General features: G+C 71.0%; 16 protein-coding genes. 6 read left to right on the top strand and 10 right to left on the bottom strand.

Going from position 1 to position 16347, the window contains the following annotated elements; all coding sequences use genetic code 11:
* Nucleotides 1-5: 5 nt before the first annotated feature.
* A complete protein-coding gene (locus BM290_RS20985; protein ID WP_093616571.1) occupies nucleotides 6-1154 on the bottom strand; it encodes an acyl-CoA dehydrogenase family protein in 1149 nt (382 codons plus the stop codon).
* Between the two features lie 82 nt (nucleotides 1155-1236).
* On the opposite strand from BM290_RS20985, the gene BM290_RS20990 reads away from it, so the two are divergent.
* Nucleotides 1237-1872: a TetR/AcrR family transcriptional regulator gene (locus BM290_RS20990; RefSeq protein ID WP_093616573.1), complete on the top strand. Its 636-nt coding sequence runs from the start codon at nucleotides 1237-1239 to the stop codon at nucleotides 1870-1872.
* A 62-nt stretch (nucleotides 1873-1934) separates the two neighbouring features.
* Here BM290_RS20990 and BM290_RS20995 read toward each other — a convergent pair whose 3' ends face one another.
* From BM290_RS20995 to BM290_RS21015, 5 genes are all read right to left on the bottom strand, one after another.
* Nucleotides 1935-2888: an S-4TM family putative pore-forming effector gene (locus tag BM290_RS20995; protein ID WP_143133854.1), complete on the bottom strand. Its 954-nt coding sequence runs from the start codon at nucleotides 2886-2888 to the stop codon at nucleotides 1935-1937.
* 95 nt (nucleotides 2889-2983) lie between these two features.
* Nucleotides 2984-4162, bottom strand: coding sequence for an ABC transporter permease (locus BM290_RS21000; RefSeq protein WP_093616577.1), 1179 nt, complete (start codon nucleotides 4160-4162; stop codon nucleotides 2984-2986).
* Nucleotides 4159-4827 (bottom strand): ABC transporter ATP-binding protein, encoded by a 669-nt coding sequence (locus BM290_RS21005; protein ID WP_093616579.1) that lies wholly within the window; start codon nucleotides 4825-4827, stop codon nucleotides 4159-4161. The genes BM290_RS21000 and BM290_RS21005 overlap by 4 nt, the downstream gene beginning before the upstream one ends.
* Complete coding sequence (locus BM290_RS21010; protein WP_093616581.1) at nucleotides 4824-5876, bottom strand: efflux RND transporter periplasmic adaptor subunit; 1053 nt, start codon at nucleotides 5874-5876, stop codon at nucleotides 4824-4826. The genes BM290_RS21005 and BM290_RS21010 overlap by 4 nt, the downstream gene beginning before the upstream one ends.
* Nucleotides 5846-6277 carry a hypothetical protein gene (locus tag BM290_RS21015; RefSeq protein ID WP_143133855.1) on the bottom strand — a complete coding sequence of 144 codons (432 nt, stop codon included), beginning with the start codon at nucleotides 6275-6277 and terminating at the stop codon, nucleotides 5846-5848. The genes BM290_RS21010 and BM290_RS21015 overlap by 31 nt, the downstream gene beginning before the upstream one ends.
* 263 nt (nucleotides 6278-6540) lie before the next feature.
* Here BM290_RS21015 and BM290_RS21020 point away from each other — a divergent pair, with 263 nt between their 5' ends.
* Nucleotides 6541-7197, top strand: coding sequence for a response regulator transcription factor (locus BM290_RS21020; protein ID WP_093616585.1), 657 nt, complete (start codon nucleotides 6541-6543; stop codon nucleotides 7195-7197).
* The gene (locus tag BM290_RS21025; RefSeq protein WP_093616587.1) at nucleotides 7194-8378 is read left to right on the top strand and encodes a sensor histidine kinase; all 1185 of its coding nucleotides are present in this window, start codon (nucleotides 7194-7196) and stop codon (nucleotides 8376-8378) included. Before BM290_RS21020 ends, BM290_RS21025 begins: the two co-directional genes overlap by 4 nt.
* Here the strand turns inward: BM290_RS21025 and BM290_RS21030 are convergent.
* Entirely contained in the window at nucleotides 8317-9324 is a 1008-nt protein-coding gene (locus tag BM290_RS21030; RefSeq protein WP_093616589.1) for an LLM class flavin-dependent oxidoreductase, read from the bottom strand. The genes BM290_RS21025 and BM290_RS21030 overlap by 62 nt on opposite strands.
* Nucleotides 9325-9628: 304 nt before the next feature.
* Here BM290_RS21030 and BM290_RS21035 point away from each other — a divergent pair, with 304 nt between their 5' ends.
* Complete coding sequence (locus tag BM290_RS21035; protein ID WP_093616591.1) at nucleotides 9629-10489, top strand: L,D-transpeptidase; 861 nt, start codon at nucleotides 9629-9631, stop codon at nucleotides 10487-10489.
* Nucleotides 10490-10598: 109 nt separating this feature from the next.
* Here BM290_RS21035 and BM290_RS51090 read toward each other — a convergent pair whose 3' ends face one another.
* Nucleotides 10599-10964 (bottom strand): helix-turn-helix domain-containing protein, encoded by a 366-nt coding sequence (locus BM290_RS51090; protein ID WP_177319816.1) that lies wholly within the window; start codon nucleotides 10962-10964, stop codon nucleotides 10599-10601.
* A 765-nt stretch (nucleotides 10965-11729) separates the two neighbouring features.
* Between BM290_RS51090 and rho the strand changes: the two genes are divergently transcribed.
* Nucleotides 11730-12815, top strand: a complete 1086-nt coding sequence (rho, locus tag BM290_RS21045; RefSeq protein ID WP_093616593.1) for a transcription termination factor Rho — start codon at nucleotides 11730-11732, stop codon at nucleotides 12813-12815.
* 184 nt (nucleotides 12816-12999) lie between these two features.
* Here the strand turns inward: rho and BM290_RS21050 are convergent, their stop codons facing one another.
* Nucleotides 13000-13329 (bottom strand): hypothetical protein, encoded by a 330-nt coding sequence (locus BM290_RS21050; RefSeq protein WP_203779437.1) that lies wholly within the window; start codon nucleotides 13327-13329, stop codon nucleotides 13000-13002.
* 92 nt (nucleotides 13330-13421) lie between these two features.
* On the opposite strand from BM290_RS21050, the gene BM290_RS50705 reads away from it, so the two are divergent.
* Nucleotides 13422-14924, top strand: a complete 1503-nt coding sequence (locus BM290_RS50705; RefSeq protein ID WP_093616595.1) for a PP2C family protein-serine/threonine phosphatase — start codon at nucleotides 13422-13424, stop codon at nucleotides 14922-14924.
* A gap of 62 nt (nucleotides 14925-14986) precedes the next feature.
* Here BM290_RS50705 and BM290_RS21060 read toward each other — a convergent pair whose 3' ends face one another.
* On the bottom strand, nucleotides 14987-16339 hold the full coding sequence (locus BM290_RS21060) for a sensor histidine kinase (RefSeq protein ID WP_093616597.1): 1353 nt from the start codon (nucleotides 16337-16339) through the stop codon (nucleotides 14987-14989).
* Nucleotides 16340-16347 lie beyond the last annotated feature (8 nt).

A 16347-nucleotide genomic window follows, 5' to 3' on the forward strand; every position in this document is an offset into this window, starting at 1 on the left:
CGTGGTCAGAACGCGCTGATCCCGGTCAGCGCACGGCCGATGAGCAGTTTCTGGATCTGGCTGGTGCCCTCGTAGAGGGTGGTGACCCGGGCGTCGCGCATGGCCTTGCCGACCGGGAACTCGTCGACGTAGCCATACCCCCCGAAGATCTGGATGGCCTGGTTGGCGGCCTTGACGGCGGACTCGGTGGCGAACAGCTTGGCCATCGACGCCTCGGTGCGGAACGGCAGGCCGCGGTCGACCAGGTCGGCGGCACGCCAGACGAGCAGGCGGGCGGCGTCGGTCTCGACCGCCATGTCGGCGATCATCTCCTGGACCAGCTGGTAGCCGGCGATGGGCTTGCCGAACTGGGAGCGGTCCTTGGCGTACGCGATGGACGCCTCCAGGCAGCCCCGGGCCAGGCCGACCGAACCGGCGGCCACCGCGATACGGCCCTTGTCGAGGGCGGTCATCGCGATCGTGAAACCCTCGCCCTCCGCACCGAGTCTCGCTTCGTCGCCGACCCGGACCTCGTCCAGGCTGATCGAGGCGGTGGCCTGGCCGCGCAGGCCCAGTTTGCCCTTGATTTCGTTTCGAACAAATCCGCTTTTGTCGGTCGGCACCAGGAACGCTGTGATCCCCTTCGGCCCTGGGCCGCCGGTTCGCGCGAAGATCAAAGCCACCCCGGCCCAGGTGCCGTTGGTGATGAAGATCTTTTCACCGCTCAGCACCCAGTCGTCGCCATCCCGGACTGCCCTGGTGATCAGCGAACCCGCATCGGAACCGGTGCCGGGCTCGGTCAGACCGAAGCAGCCGAGCATCTCGCCGCCGCACAGTGCGGGCAACCAGCGGGATTTTTGCTCTTCTGTGCCATATTTCTGGATGCTTTTGGAAACCAGACCCAGAGAGACCGAGACGATCCCGCGGACCGACGTGTCACCGCGGCCGAGTTCTTCCATCATCAGGCAGTACGTCAGGAAGTCACCGCCCGAGCCGCCCCACTCCTCGTCGATCCCGAGACCGAGGAAACCCAGCTCGGCGAGCTTGCCGACGATCTTCGTGTCGACCTGCTCGGCCCGGTCCCACTCGGTGGCGTGCGGCACGACCTCACGATCCACCCACTCGCGGGCCAGGTCCTGGAACTGCTGCTGTTCCGCCGTCAGGCCGAGGTCCATAGCGGCTCCCGTAATTGAACGCTGTCAGGTTTCTGGGGCCATGCTAACTTAACAGCGTTAGGCAAACCAAGGGGGTCTTCACATGCCGCGGCCGACCACACCGCTGCTCAGCCAGGCCGGCATCCGCGCCTCCGCGCTGGAGATCATCGACCGTGACGGGCTCGACGGGCTCAGCATGCGCAAACTCGCCGCCGCCCTCGGCGTCTCGGCGCCCGCGCTGTACTTCCACTACCCCACCAAGGAACAGCTGCTCGACGACGTGGCCAGCGAGATCATGGAGAGGGTGGACGTCTCCGCGTTCACCGACGGCTGGCGTGACGGGCTGCTGGCCTGGGCGCGGTCCTACCGGGCGGCGCTCGCCGAACATCCGAACATCGTGCCGTTCCTGGCCCGCGGCCCCGGCCAGCGCGACGCGTCCCTCCGCCGGGCCGACGCCATCCACGGCGGCCTGGTCGCCGCCGGCTGGCCGCCGCGCGAGGCCACCATGATCGGCGCGTCGACGAAGTATCTTGTCCTCGGCGCGGCGATGGGCAGCTTCTCCCGCGGGTTCGTCGACGACGTGCAGGTCTACCTGGACCGCTACCCGTCCCTGGGGGACGCGCACCGGCTGCGCGAGCACGCCGACAGCGTCGACCGGGACAGCTTCGAGTTCGCCCTGCTGATGTTCGTCGACGGCCTCGCCGGGCGCCTGGCGCGGGCGGTCGTACCGCCCTCCTGACGGCCCGCCGCCGGGCGGAAGCGCGATCTCGCCGCCCGCGGAACCAGCCGGGTGGAAACGCCTCACAGACGCCTGCGGGGCAGGCCCGCGTCGGCCAGCGCCCGCCGCATGGCGGCCAGCCCGGCCGTGAAGTCGCTGCTGTCCTGCAGGTAGTAGCGGCGAAAGAACCAGGACGGCACCCGCGGCGCCCGGCGCCGGGTGAGGAAGAGCTGGTCCTGGACCTGCCGGGCCATCAGCCACAGCTCCTGGCGGGTCGCCGGGTCCTGACTGGATGCGGCGGCCTGCAGGCAGCGGGCGCGCGACCACCGGGCGACCCGGCGCCGGTCGGCGTAGATGCCGCGCTGTTCGCGGAACGTGTCCCAGCCGAGCATCAGCAGACCGAGTGACGGCACGCACCACTGCACCAGGAAGTCGACCATCGTGGAGCCCCGGAGCAGTGCGCTGAGCAGGCCGAACGCGGTCCAGGCGAGGAGGCCGGCCAGGACGGCGCGAGCGTACCGGCGGCGGACCCGGCCGCCCCAGGCGAGGTTCTGCTGCTGGCGGGCGAGCACGTCGAACGGCGACGGCAGGCTCGGCATCGCGTACGACACCCGCAGCGAGTCCTCCGAGCCGCGGAACCGGCTGCTGAGCTTGTGCACGTCCTCGGCCGGAACCTCGTCCCCGGCGAGCACGTGGTTCCAGCCGAGGTGGAAGAGCCGTACCTCGAAGGTCTCCTGCAGCAGCGCGGCCCGCAGCAACTCCCGGTGCGCCCAGGACGCGAGGCCCAGCGAGTAGAGCAGCGCCCAGAGCGCACCGGCCACGGTGACGGTGATGCTCAGCGAGCGGGTGAAGGCGGTGGCGTTCAGCGAGCCGGCCAGGACGGCGAGCAGCCCGGTCCCGGCCAGCGCGACGGAGACGCCGATCCGCAGGGCGGCCAGCCGTTGCACCCGGGCGTGCGACACCGACATCGCTCGGAGATGGTGACAGAGCGTCGCGTCGAGCTGACGTTGCCGCACCACGGATCGCCGATCGGACATGCGCGCCACCGCCTGCCCAGGGAACTGATCTGATACGCCAAGATTATCCCCGAAATTCAGCTACGCTCGTCTATTTCTCCAGATGGCGGGTATGGTCACGGCGTCGACAGCGCTTCCGTGGGTGCGAGGCGTGCGGCGCGTACCGCGGGATAGAGACCGGCGGCCCCGCCGATGGCCAGTGTCGCGGCCAGACCGCCGCCGAGCGCCCACGGCGGGATCACCCACGGCCACATCTTGTACGTGGCGTAACCGGCCGTCACCGCGGCCCCGAACAGCACTCCGCCGGCCCCGCCGAGCGCCGACAGCAGCAGCGACTCGGCGAGGAACTGCAGCCGGATCGCCCCCCGGGTCGCGCCGAGCGCCCGCCGCAGGCCGATCTCCGGGCGCCGTTCCAGCACCGAGATGACCATCGTGTTGGCCACCCCGACCCCGCCGACCAGCAGCGCGACCGCCCCGACGCCGAGGAGGAGCCCGGCGAACGCCTGACCGGTGGCCTGCTTGGCGGCGAGCGCGTCGGACGGGCGGGACACCTCGACCTCGTTCGGCGCCGACGGGTTGGCGGTCGCCGCGAGCAGTCCGCGGACGGCGGCCAGGCGGGACTCGTCGGACCGGGTCCAGACGGTGGTGGCGTGCCCGTCGAAGCCCAGCCAGCGGGTCGCCGACGGCCAGCCGACCAGGGCGGCGCTGTCCAGCTCGGCGGCGAGCGGAACCGGGTCGAGGACGCCGGTCACGGTGAACCGGACGCCACCGATCACCACCTGCGTGTCCGGTCCGGCGGCGCCGATGCCGAGCCGTTCGGCGGCCGCGGAGCCGAGCACGACGGCGGGGAAGCTGCCGGTGCCGGCGGTGAGCCACCGGCCGTCGCGCAGGGTGGCGCCGACCGTGGCCGGCAGGTCCTCCCGGGCCGCGGACGCGACGATCCCGCCGGTCTGCGCGGCCGGGATCTTCTCCGAGCGGTACACCTTGGCGTCGCCGCCGATCCGGCCGATCGCCGAGACCGCCTCGACGCCGTCGATCCGCTCGATCATCGACTCGGCCTCGAGCGGCAGGTCGGCCTCCTCGCCGAGCAGGGTCTGTCCCGGCCCGACGGTCAGCAGGTCGGTGCCGAGCGCCGACAGGGTGCGGTCCAGCTCCGCCCCCGACGACGAGGAGATGCCGACGACCGCGACCATCGCCGCGATCCCGATGGCGATGCCGAGCGCGGACAGGAACGCCCGCGCCGGCCGCGCCCGCAGGCCGGCGCCGCCGACCCGGACCACGTCGGCGAATCTCACCGGACCACCTCCCCGGTCAGGACCCGGCCGTCGCGCATCCGGATCCGGCGGGGTACGGACTCCGCGATCTCCCGGTCGTGCGTGATGATCACGACCGTGGTGCCGTCCGCGTTGAGCTCGGTCAGCAGCGCCATCACCTCCTCGCCGGAGCGGGAGTCGAGAGCGCCGGTCGGCTCGTCGGCGAGCAGCAGCGGCGGGCGGCCGACGACGGCACGGGCGATCGCGACCCGCTGGCGTTCCCCGCCGGACAGCTCGTGCGGATCGTGCCGCAGCCGGTGCCCGAGTCCGACCCGGTCCAGCGCCACGGCCGCCCTGCGGCGCCGCTCCGGACGGCGTACCCCCTGGTAGAGCAGACCGTCGGCGACGTTGTCCAGGGCGCTCGTCCCGGCCGCCAGGTGGAACTGCTGGAAGACGAACCCGATCCGGGCGGCCCGCAGCGCCGCGAGCCGCCGGTCGGGCAGGCCGGCCACGTCGTGCCCGTCGATGCGGACCGTGCCCGAGGTGGGCCGGTCCAGGGTGCCGATCAGGTGCAGGACCGTCGACTTGCCGGAGCCGGACGGGCCGACCACGGCGACCATCTCGCCGGCTGCGATGTGCAGGCTGACCCGGTCCAGGGCGGTCACGCCACCCGGGTACGACTTCGTCACCTCGGTCAGCTCGATCACGCCGGCACCCCGACGGTCGCGCCCTCGGCCAGGCCGTCGCCGGTGATCTCGACCCGGCCGTCGGCGAACAGGCCCGTCCGTACCGGCACCCGCCGGCTGGTCGTGCCGTCGACGACCTCGACCGCGAAACCGCCGCCGGGGGCCGCCAGCAGCGCCGCCACCGGCACGATCAGCACGCCCTCGCGTTCCGCTGCGGTGAACGTCACGTCCACCGCAGCGTTCTCCAGAGCTACGCCGGTCACCGCGATCTGCGCCTCGATCTCGGTGGCACGCTCCTCGGTCACGATGGCCGCCTCGGTCACCTTCCCCTCGGCCCGCTCCCCGTCCGGCAGGGTCACCACCGCGATCGCGCCCACCTTCGCCACGGCGCCGTCGGCCAGGTCCAGCCGTACCGTGATCACCTTGCTCGTGCCGGTCCAGGTGAGCAGGTCACGGCCGGGCGCGACGGATCCGCCCGGCTCGGCGATCAGCGAACCGACCCGGACCGGGCCGGACGCGAACACCACCTGGCCGAGCCGCAGGACCCCGGTCCCCGGCAGGCCGTTGTCCTCCTGCCAGCGTTCGACGGCGTCGGCGGTGGCGCCCGTGTACTCGTCGTCGACGGTGAAGCCGTCGTAGCCGAGCGCCGACAGGTTGCGTTCCAGCTGGGCGACGTCCCGGCCCTCGGCGCCGGGTGACAGGTCGCGGTAGGCGGGCACCGGGCCGTACATCAGCACCGCGGGCCGCTCGTCGATGCGGTAGAGCGGCTTCCCGCGGGTCACCCGGGCGCCGCTGTCCGGTAGCCAGGTCACGGTGCCGGGGGTGCGTGCGGTGGCGGTGCGCGCCGGGCCGTACCCCAACTCGCCGTCGGCCTCCACCGACTCCCGCAACGTGCCCCGGGTGATGGTCGCGGTGGCCGGCGGCAGCCGGTCGGTGTCGCCGGCGGCGCCACCCGCGCCGGGCCGTGCCGCCAGCGCCGCCGCCGCGCCCGCCGAGGCGACCGCCACCACCCCGGCGACGATCTTCAGGGCACGGCCGCTCACCGCGGGGCCCGCATCAGCGACGCGCACGCCTTCTCGGCGGTCGTGAAGTCCGGGTCCTCGGCGGCGTCGCCGTTCAGGCGGATCAGGCCGCCCTCCGGGTCGGGGAACGCGGCGACCCCGTTGTCGCGCATGCACCGCGCGTAGTCGCGCATCGTGGCGTCGCGGGACGGGTCGGGCGCGGCGCCGCCGGCGATCCCCTGCGGCGCCCACTCGCGGCAGGCCTCCATCGCGGCCTGCACCTTCTGCTGGTCGCTGCCGGGGCCGAACTTGAGCGTCATGCCCTTGCCCGGCTCCGGGTCGGGCACGTCGAGGCCCTGCTCGCGCAGGCAGGCGGCGAACTTCAGGTTACGGGCGTCCGGGTCGGCGGAGGCGGCGGGCTCCGGCGTCCCCGCCGAGGCGCAGCCGCACAGGAGAAGGACAAGGGTCACGCAGGTCACGATTCTCATGGGGCAACAGCGAACCCGGGACGCTGTTTCCGCGGCGTTGGCTGCCACGGCATCGGCCTCCGCAGGCGTTGGCTTCCACGGGCCGCGGCTTCCACGGCATCGGCCTCCGCAGGTGTTGGCTTCCACCGGCCGCGGCCTCCACGGCATCGGCCTCCGCAGGCGTTGGCTTCCACCGGCCGCGGCCTCCACGGGCGGCGACCGAGACGCCAACACCGCGGAAACACGGCGGGTGACACGATCGGCGGATGCGGATCCTGGTGGTGGAGGACGAGCGGCTGCTCGCCGAGGCGATCGCCGAGTGGCTGCGCGAGGAGTCGCACGCCGTCGACGTGGCGGGTGACGGCGCCGCCGCCCTGGACCGCGTCGGCGTCAACGACTACGACGTGGTGATCCTCGACCGCGATCTGCCCCGCGTGCACGGCGACGAGGTGTGCCGGCGGATGGTCGCCGGCGGCAGCGAGGCCCGGGTGCTGATGCTGACCGCCGCCGCCGAGATCGGCGACCGGGTGGCCGGGCTGTCGATCGGCGCCGACGATTACCTGACGAAGCCGTTCGCCATGCCGGAGCTGGCCGCGCGGGTCCTCGCGCTGGGCCGGCGCACCCGGCCGGGCGTGCCGCCGGTGCTGCGCCGCGCCGGGATCACCCTCGACCCGGCCCGCCGTGAGGTCACCCGCGACGGACGGTACGTGTCGCTGTCGAAGAAGGAGTTCGCCGTGCTGTTCGAGCTGCTGCGCGCCGACGGGGCCGTGGTCTCCGCCGAGCATCTGCTGGAGAAGGCGTGGGACGAGCACGCCGACCCGTTCACCGGCGCGGTCCGGCTCGCGATCCTGAAACTGCGCCGCAAACTCGGCGACCCACAGATCATCGACACCCTGCCAGGCGTCGGGTACCGGATCGCATGAGGCTCCCCCGGCCCACGCTTCGCCTGCGGCTCACCCTCGTCTGGTTCGGGTTCTTCCTGGTCGCCGGCCTGGCCCTGCTCGGCGTCACCTACCTGCTGTTCCGTAACCAGCTGCCGTGGACGCTCACCCCGCCCGCCATCGACGGCGGCCGCAACCTCAAACGCGTCATCGTCAACAACGACGTGGTCCTCACCGGCGAGGCCGCCGACCAGCTGATCCAGGCTCAGGTCGAGGAGGTCAGCCGGTCATTCTTCCAGCAGGGCGCGGTCGCCTTCCTGCTGGTCGCGGTGGTCGCTTTTGCGTCCGCGTGGGTGCTGACCGGCCGGATGCTGGCGCCGCTGCACCGGGTCACCGCCACCGCTCGCAGGATCGCCGCCGAACGTGGGCTCCAGCAGCGCATCCACCTGCACGGACCGGACGACGAGGTGAAAGAACTGGCCGACACCTTCGACGGGATGGTGGAACGCCTGGAACACGCTTTCGACGGGCAGCGGCGCTTCGTCGCCAACGCGTCCCACGAACTGCGCACCCCGCTCACTCTCAACCGGGCGCTCGTCGAGCTCGCCATGCACCGCAGGACCGCGTCACCGGACGTGATCCGGCTCGGCGAGGACCTACTGAAGATCAACACCAGGCACGAACGTCTGATCAGCGGCTTGTTGCTGCTCGCCCGCTCGGAACAGGAGCTGCCCGCCGCCGGCCCCGTCGACCTGGCCGACGTGGTGTCGCACGTCGCCGAGCAGACCGCGGCCGAGGCCACCGCGGCCGGGGTGCGGGTCACCGTCGCCGCCGGCCCCGCGCCCACCTGCGGTGACGGGCTGCTGCTCGAACAGCTCGTCCGCAACCTGGTGGAGAACGGCATAAGGCACAACAACAAAGAGCCCACCGATTGGGTACGGGTGGAAAGCGGCCCGAACGCAACGATAACCGTCACCAATTCCGGGCCGGTGGTCCCCGCCTACGACGTGGCAGCCCTCTTCGAACCGTTCCGCCGCGGCGACGGCGACCGGGTGACCTCGTCCCACGGCGCCGGCCTGGGACTGTCCATCGTCCGGTCGGTGGCCCGCGCCCACGGCGGCGCCGTCGACGCCCGGCCCCGCGACGGCGGCGGGCTCGTCGTCACCGTGCGGCTGCCGGACTCCAGCCCAGAGCCGGGCCCAGACTCGTCGCCATGTCCGTGAGGATCTGCACGTAGTCGTCGTGCTCGAAGGTGAACGGCAGCGCGAACGCCACCTCGTCGATCTCGCGGAAGGCGGCGTGGCCGTTCAGCCGCTCGGCGATCTCGGTGGAGGTGCCGACGATGTCCGGGGCGAACATCATCCGGGCCCGACCCTGCGGAGTCAGCGTTCGCGGTGTCCGCTTTTCGGCATACTGTCGATATTTTGCAACCTGCTGCGGGGTGGCGCTGTCCGTGGGGATTACCACCAGACCCTGCGAGACCCGGGCCTTCTCCCCGTCCGGATGATGTGCCCGGAACTCGCGGATGTGCGACAACTGGATCTGCTCGAAATCCTCCGACTCCTCGGCTTTCACCACACTGCTGGTCAGGAAGTTCATGCCGTGCTCACCGGCCCAGCGCGCCGACCGCAGACTGCCCCCGCCATACCAGAGGCGGGACGCGAGACCCGCGGCGTGCGGCTGGACCCGGTCGGAGAACTGCTCGAACCCTTCGAAACCGGCGAACGACGTGACGGGCTCACCGCGTACCGCCGAAAGAAATCGCTCGACCCGGGTGAAGCTGAAGTCCTCCGCGTCGGCCGTGTCCGGATACAGCGCGTCCTTGACGCGGTCGAACTGCATCGGCGGCCCGACGCTGACGCCCGGGTTGAGGCGGCCGCCGGAGAGCAGGTCGACGGTGGCCAGATCCTCCGCGAGACGCAGCGGATTCTCCCAGCCCAGCGGGATGACAGCGGTGCCCAGCTCGATCCGGCTGGTCCGCTGACCGGCCGCGGCCAGCACCGCCACCGGTGACGAGATGCCGAACTGCAGATGCCGATGCCGCAGCCAGGCGCTGTCGAACCCGAGGCGCTCCCCCAGCTCGATGATCTCCAGCGTGGACTCATGCCCGAGACGCGGATCCGCCTCATCGAACAGCCCGATGGTCAGGAAACCCAGCTTCCGCAGCATGCGATCACCCTATCCCCGGAAATCCCTTCCTCCGCAGTGGGAGTTACCGACACCACTTCCCCGGCTCCCGCCCCTCTTCCTTCCTCCTTCCGGGCGCCCTGCCTCCCACGGTCCGTTCTCTCCCCCACCGGCCGGTCTTTCCGGGCCGCCCTCCTTCCGCGCCGGGGCGACTGGGGAACGACTTCTTCCTCCCGCACCGCGGAGAACGGGACGAATCCCCCCTCCCACACCGCGGAATTCCTCCTTCCGCGCCGGGGTGAATGAGGGACGAATCGCCCGGACCGTACGCCGCTACCCTGGGTTGATGCCGATCAGCCGGACCCGCCTCTACTTGACGCTGACGGTGATCGCGCTGGTTGTCGCCGTCCTCGCTGGCATCCGCCTGACCCGCGGCGGCACCGAGCCGGACGAGTCCGGCCTCGCCCAGCCGATCGTCTCCGCCGCCGCACCGACCTCCGCGACGCCGTCGGCCACCGTGCCACCGGCCGCCGAACCACCCGCCGACCTCCCGGTCATCGCCTACGCGAAGGGCCCGCGCGGCCTGCCCGCCGACCCCGACCCGACCTCCGTCGTGCCGATCACCGAGGCTCTGCGACCCGCGGAGAGGAAAGCGCTGTACGACGCACCCGGCGGCCACCCACGCGCCTACCTGCCACCCCGGATCAGCGGCTTGGCGGTAGTCGTCCCGATCGTCGCCCGGCAAAATGGCTGGGCCGCCGTCCTGACCCCGTCCTCCAACCGCACGATCGGCTGGTTGCCGGAGACCGGCTGGTCCCCGGAGCCCGTACGCGACCAGATCATCGTCAGCCTGGGCAAACGCCGGATGACCTGGCTACGCGAGGGTGCCGAACAGGACCGCTGGACCGTCGCGATCGGCACCGACAAGACGCCGACCCCACACGGGCGCACGTTCGTGCTCGGCCGCACCGGCACATCCGGCGCCGTCTACGCCGGGCTGGACGCGCTGGTGCTCGGTTCGGTCCCCGAGGAGCCGGAGAAACTGGCCCCCAGCCTGCGCGCCGCCCACACCGGCATCCACGCCTGGACGAACACGTCAGCCTTCGGCAGGGACGTGTCCAACGGTTGCGTCCGCACTCCAGCCGCCGGCATGCGCACCTTGCTGGCCCAGGTGGACCCGGGCACCCCCGTAGTGGTCACAGCCTGACAAACCGTCCCTGACCGCGCGCTCCACCTTGGCCGGCACAACCGTAACCGCACAACACGATGGTGACCGCCGAACGACGCAGCCGTCGCCGGCCTCCACGACGTGATCGTCACCGGGCGAGGGACACGGCCCCCACGGTCACCCCGGACGCACTCGCGCACACCATCCACCGCGACGCCGAACACCGTGGCCCCTGCCCCCGGGTCACGGCCAGGCTGGTGACCATCCGCGACGCCGGAACCGGGTGCCGCAACATCTCCTTACGAACCTCATCGAGCAGATCCGGCATCGGCAGACCGAGCGCCCGGCAGATCGCCGCCAGCACTTCCGACGACGCCTCCTTGGTCCCGCGCTCCACTTCCGAAAGGTAGGGCAGCGACACGCCGGCAGCCGCGGCCACCTCCCGCAGAGTGCGCCCTTGACCAAGCCTGATCCGCCGCAGAACCGCCCCGATGACCCGCCGCAACAGTGGCATCCCGGTCTCCTTCCCCGCGTGTCCGTCCGAAGCCATCATCGCCGTATTCGCCGACCGGTGCTAAGGTGGGTCCAACTCCGATCCCGGATGCTGGCGATTCCCACCGCCCCCGGTGATCATCATCAACACCGCCCCGACGGTGCTCCCGGCTTGTTCCTGGCTCCCAGCTGACAAATCATCAGCCAGCAGCGCCGGCGTCACCTTTGGTTCGACACCCGTCCCCCTTCAAGGGACCGTTTCACCGACTCAGCCGCGGCGCATCCCCAACCTTCTCCCCGGGATGGTTCCGTCAGCCAGTCCCGGTGGGCCACTCTGCCGACACCTTCAGGACGGGCCCCCAGGCAATTCTTCCGGGCGGCGCTGTCTTGGACGCTCCTCCCGGACTCCTCTCCCGGCCCCCTCCCGGACTCCTCTCACGGCCCCCTTCCGGACTCCTCTCACGGCCCCCTTCCGGACTCCCTCACGGGTGATCTTCCCGGATGGCCTCGGCGAGCCCCTCCAGGCGCCCTTGCCAGTACCTCTCCAGGTGCCCTTACCAACGCCGCTCCTACCGCTGCCCTCAGTGACGAACGCTCCTACCGGAAGACCTTCACGGTCCCGAGGCCTCAGGAAGGCCCGCGCTGACGCTCCGACAACGCCCTCCGTCAAACACACGCCGCACCCCGCACCCCGCACCAGAGTCCCTACGGCACCGCCTATCAGCCGCTCAAGCGGCACTCTCCACCTGGCGCCCTACGGCGCCCTCTACCGAATCGAGTCCCTCCCATGTCCGAACCCGTACCCGTCGACGCCCTCCTGGACATCACCGACGACCGCGCCTGCCTGCGCCCGCACGGCTACGCGCCCTCCCCCGCCGACCTGCCTCTGGCCCGAGGCGAGGTCCGCCGTCTGCGCCTACGCCGCGGCGACCGCGTCACCGGCCTCTACAGCGCCGACCGCAAACTCCACCTGACCTCGGTCAACGACCGCCCACCGACTCCACGCCCCGACTTCTACCAGGCCACGTCGGTGCACCCGCACGACCGCCTGCGCCTGGAAACCGACCCGCACCGCCTGACCACGCGGGTGATCGACCTGGTCATGCCGATCGGCAAGGGTCAGCGCGCCATCATCGCCGCGCCTCCCAAGGCCGGAAAGACGACGATCCTCCACGACATCGCCGGAGCGATCACCCGCAACCACCCCGAGTGCCACCTGATGGTGCTGCTGGTGGACGAACGCCCCGAGGAGGTGACCGACATGCGCCGCACGGTCAAGGGCGAGGTCGTCGCCTCACCGTTCGACCGGCCGCCACACGAGCACATCGCCGTGGCCGAGCTTGCCGTCGAACGCGCGAAACGCCTGGCCGAACAGGGCGACGACGTGGTCGTGCTGCTCGACTCCCTGACCCGCCTGGCCCGCGCCTACAACCTGGCCGCGCCGGCACGCGGACGCACCCTATCCGGAGGTTTGGACACGGGCGCCCTCCATCCACCGAAGCGCCTGCTGGGAGCGGCCCGAGCCCTCGACGGTGGCGGCTCGGTCACGATCATCGCCTCGGCTCTGGTCGAAACCGGGTCCGCGATGGACACCCTGATCTTCGAAGAACTGAAGAGCACCGGCAACGCCGACCTGAAACTGGACCGGACGCTCGCCGAATCGCGCGTCTTCCCCGCGATCGACGTCGCCGCCTCCGGCACCCGCCACGACGAGACATTGCTACACACCAGCAAACTCCTTCCGCTCACCCACCTACGACGGGCCCTGACCAGCACAAACCCTCGCGAGGCAATGCCCGGCTTCCTCAAACAGCTGCGCTCCAGCACCTCCAATGCGGCGTTCCTGCAAACCCTCATCCGGTACGGCCAGTAGGAGCACCCGGGCTACCCCGCAAGCCGCCACCGCCCTCACGGCCCCAGCGCGGCCGCCGGGCTTGCTGCCCGCCTCCCGCTCACCCCATCCGGGCACACCCCCAGCCGACGCCCGAGCAGAGCACTCCTTGCGTACCTCTCGTCGCCCTTTCTGGATCTACGGCCCGGTCCCCGCGGTGGAGGAATCAGAGGCCGTGCTCGGCGGCGAGCCGTTCGACGGTCGCCTTCGCGTCGGCGAGAGTGGCTCCGGTCTGATCGCGATACGCCTTGATGGCGTGGATCTTCCGCCCCTGCCGCAGGTGCTCGAGGATCTGGGGAAGCTCCGGCTCCGCGGCATCGATCCCGTGGTGCCGCAGCAGTGCGTCGAGTTTCCGCTCCACCCGCGCCAGCCGCTCGACGCTGCGGGCCCTGTCACGAGCGGCAGCCGCTTTCCCCTGCGCGAGCACAACGATGAATACGCCGAGCAATGCGACGACGGGTGCCAGAACCACCAGTGCCGGGACGAGGTCAGCCATGCCGCCCATCATCGTGGTCGTCCCCGCCGTCCGGGTGACGGGCATGGACGGTGCGCTGCCCGTTGGAAGCTTTCCACCGATAGGCTGCGCGGATGGCGGATGAGGCCGTAGTGCGGGAGCTGCTCGCCGCGATACCGGTGGGCTGCACCTGGGTGGTTCCCGTCCGCGGGCCGGACGACACGATCGTGGATTTCCGGATCGGTGCGACGAGCGACCAGATCCGTGATGTGTTCGGCCGGGGGACGCAACGAATCGACAGCCTTCTCGGCGAGCTGTATCCGCAGCTCGTCGGCAGCCCGCTGTGGAGCCTGTACGTGGAGGTCATGACCACCGGCAAGCCCGGCCGGATGGACGAGTTCCGTTTCGAGGAGAGCCGCTCGGGGGTCATCGCCGAGTCCCGCTTCGAGATCAGCGTCTACCGGGTGCTCGGCGGGCTGCTGATCTGGTGGCAGCGGGTCGACGAGTATCAGCGCCGGCTGGAGCACACCGAGGCGCTGGGCATGCTCGGCTGGTCCGAGTACGACTTGACGACCGGCCGCACCGACTGGTCCCCCGGCATGTACCCGATCTTCGACCGCGATCCGGCGGACGGCCCGCTGCCGCGAACCGATCAGGCACGGGCAATGCTGCCGGAGGACCGGGGCATCGCGGAGGCGGCCTGGCAGACTCTGGACAGCGGCGCCACCTCCGACGTGACGGTCCGTTTCCGCACCGGCGAGCGGGTGAAGCATCTGCGGATCCTGTCCGACGTGGCCCGTGACGCGTCCGGCACGCCGGTGAAGATCTACGCGGTGGTGCAGGACGTGACGGCGCGGGTCGACTCCCGTACCGAGATCGAGTCGTTGAGCGACCGCCTGCGCACCCGGGAGATGACCGCTCTCGCCGAGCATCGCCTCGCCGCGCAGCTGCAGAACATGATCCAGCCGGTGCCGCGGACCCCCTTCGTGCTCGCCGGGCTGGAGGCGATGGTCAGCTATCTGCCGGCGGAGAGCGCCGCACAGGTCGGCGGCGACTGGTACCACGCGCAGACTCTGCCGGACGGTCTGGTCGCGCTCGCGATCGGTGACGTCGCCGGTCACGGTCTGGAGGCGGCCAGCGGCATGGCGCATCTGCGGTTCGCACTGGTGGCCTGGTTGTCGATCGGCATCCGCGAACCGGGCGAGCTGCTGCGCCACATGAACCGCCTGTGTGCCCAGCTCGGCATCACCGGCACCGCGCTGGTGGCGATCTATGACCCGCGAACCCGGGAGCTCCCGTGGGCCCGGGCCGGCCACCTGCCGCCGCTGCTGGCTCGCGACGGCCTGGTCACCGAACTCAGCCGCCCGCCGGGCCTGCTGCTCGGCGCCGAACCGGAGACCGACTTCCCGACGGCGACCACCGATCTCAAGCCGGACGACCTGCTCCTTTTCTACACCGACGGCCTGATCGAACGCCGGGACGACGGCACCGACACCCGCTCCGCACAGATCCACGGCCACCTGGCGACGGTCTCCGCCATCCCCGGTGACAATCCGCTTCCCCGCATCCTTCATCTGCTGCACGCCCCCAGTCCCGACGACGACACCTGCACCCTCGCCGTCCACATCCGCGGTTGAGAACCGGCGTAACTGACCGGCCGTCTCCACCCGCACCATCGATCGCCCTGTCACCGCGACGTTCATGAACGGGCCTGCTCGGACGTGTCCACATCGGCCGCCTCCGACGGGCCACTCTGCTCCGCAGCCGGGTGTGACTCGTACGGCGCGACCGGGAAGTCGACGGTGACAACCAGCCCTCCGCCGGCTTTGGGGACCGCGGCAACCGAGGCCTGGTGAGCGTCGGCGATCGCCGCGACAATGGCCAGCCCAAGACCATGGCCACCATCCGGCACGCCGCTGCTCGACCCGCCGCTCTCGGAACCGGAGCCGATCGCACCACCATCCCCGTCTATCGTCGCGCGGCCTCCCGGATCCCCGACGACTCGCGCAATGCCACACCGCTCACCATCACTCTCACTGCGGTCTCCCGGGTCCACGCCCTGCCGGCCGACACCGACCCACTGACCGTTTCCGCTACTCGGCTCTCCCACGAACGGGCTGCTCTGGTGAGGGCTCAGGCGGTCGGGACCGAGACGCTGGAACGGCTGAAACAGGCGGCCGATCTTGGCGAGCGGAATCGTTTCGCCGGTGTTGCCGACCGACAGACGACCCGGCGCCGCAGTGGTGATTTCGACGGTCCCACCAGCAACGTTGTGGCGTACCGCATTCACGACCAGGTTGGAGATCAGGCTCGCGGCCAGGCGCGGATCCCCGGCGACGGTGACCGGCATGAGCTGGGCATGGAGCCGGATGCCGCGCGACTCCGCTTCCGCGGCGTGGTCGTTGACGACCTTTCGGGTCAGGTCGGCAAGGTCGATCTGCTCCCAGTGCTCGATGCCCTGATGACCACACGCCAGCGTCAGCAGGGCGTCTATCAGGTCCTCCTGCTGCCGGCCGAGGTCGAGCAAATCCTGGCAGGCGGAGCGCAGAGTGTCGGCAGTGGCCTCCGGATCGGCGAGCGTGAGCTGTAGCAGGGTCCGCTGCACCGTCAGCGGCGTGCGCAGCTCGTGGGAGGCGTTCGCGATGAACTGCCGCTGCGCGGTGAACGACTCGTGGAGCCGTTTCCGCAGGCCCTCAAGGGTGTCGGCCAATTCGGTGAACTCGCGATAGGCAGCGGGCACGCGCAGGCTGCTGTCCAGCGTGTTGACGGACAGCGCCCGGGCCGAGGTGGTGATCACGTCGAGTGGACGCAAGGCCCGCCCGGCGATGAGCCAGCCCACCGCGAGCGATATCCCGGCGAGGGACACAAGGATGTAGACGGAATCACGCATCAGGTCGGGAAGGTTGGTCTCACTGACCGGCTCGGCAGCCTGGCCGGGAGCAGCGACGGTGCTCCGTGCGGTCAGCAGCGGAAGCAGCGCCGTGAGCACGACCAGGATCGCGCAGCAGACGAAGGTCAACGCGGCGTGCAACAGCGTGAGCCGGGTGCGCAACCGAGGGC

Source organism: Actinoplanes philippinensis (assembly GCF_900113015.1).
GTDB lineage: Bacteria > Actinomycetota > Actinomycetes > Mycobacteriales > Micromonosporaceae > Actinoplanes > Actinoplanes philippinensis.

Coding starts and splice junctions, on each gene's coding strand:
- BM290_RS20990 (WP_093616573.1), top strand. CDS start 1,237: ATGCCGCGGCCGACCACACCGCTGCTCAGCCAGGCCGGCATCCGCGCC.
- BM290_RS21030 (WP_093616589.1), bottom strand. CDS start 9,324: ATGCTGCGGAAGCTGGGTTTCCTGACCATCGGGCTGTTCGATGAGGCG.
- BM290_RS20995 (WP_143133854.1), bottom strand. CDS start 2,888: ATGTCCGATCGGCGATCCGTGGTGCGGCAACGTCAGCTCGACGCGACG.
- BM290_RS21020 (WP_093616585.1), top strand. CDS start 6,541: ATGCGGATCCTGGTGGTGGAGGACGAGCGGCTGCTCGCCGAGGCGATC.
- BM290_RS50705 (WP_093616595.1), top strand. CDS start 13,422: ATGGCGGATGAGGCCGTAGTGCGGGAGCTGCTCGCCGCGATACCGGTG.
- rho (WP_093616593.1), top strand. CDS start 11,730: ATGTCCGAACCCGTACCCGTCGACGCCCTCCTGGACATCACCGACGAC.
- BM290_RS51090 (WP_177319816.1), bottom strand. CDS start 10,964: ATGCCACTGTTGCGGCGGGTCATCGGGGCGGTTCTGCGGCGGATCAGG.
- BM290_RS20985 (WP_093616571.1), bottom strand. CDS start 1,154: ATGGACCTCGGCCTGACGGCGGAACAGCAGCAGTTCCAGGACCTGGCC.
- BM290_RS21025 (WP_093616587.1), top strand. CDS start 7,194: ATGAGGCTCCCCCGGCCCACGCTTCGCCTGCGGCTCACCCTCGTCTGG.
- BM290_RS21050 (WP_203779437.1), bottom strand. CDS start 13,329: ATGGCTGACCTCGTCCCGGCACTGGTGGTTCTGGCACCCGTCGTCGCA.
- BM290_RS21035 (WP_093616591.1), top strand. CDS start 9,629: ATGCCGATCAGCCGGACCCGCCTCTACTTGACGCTGACGGTGATCGCG.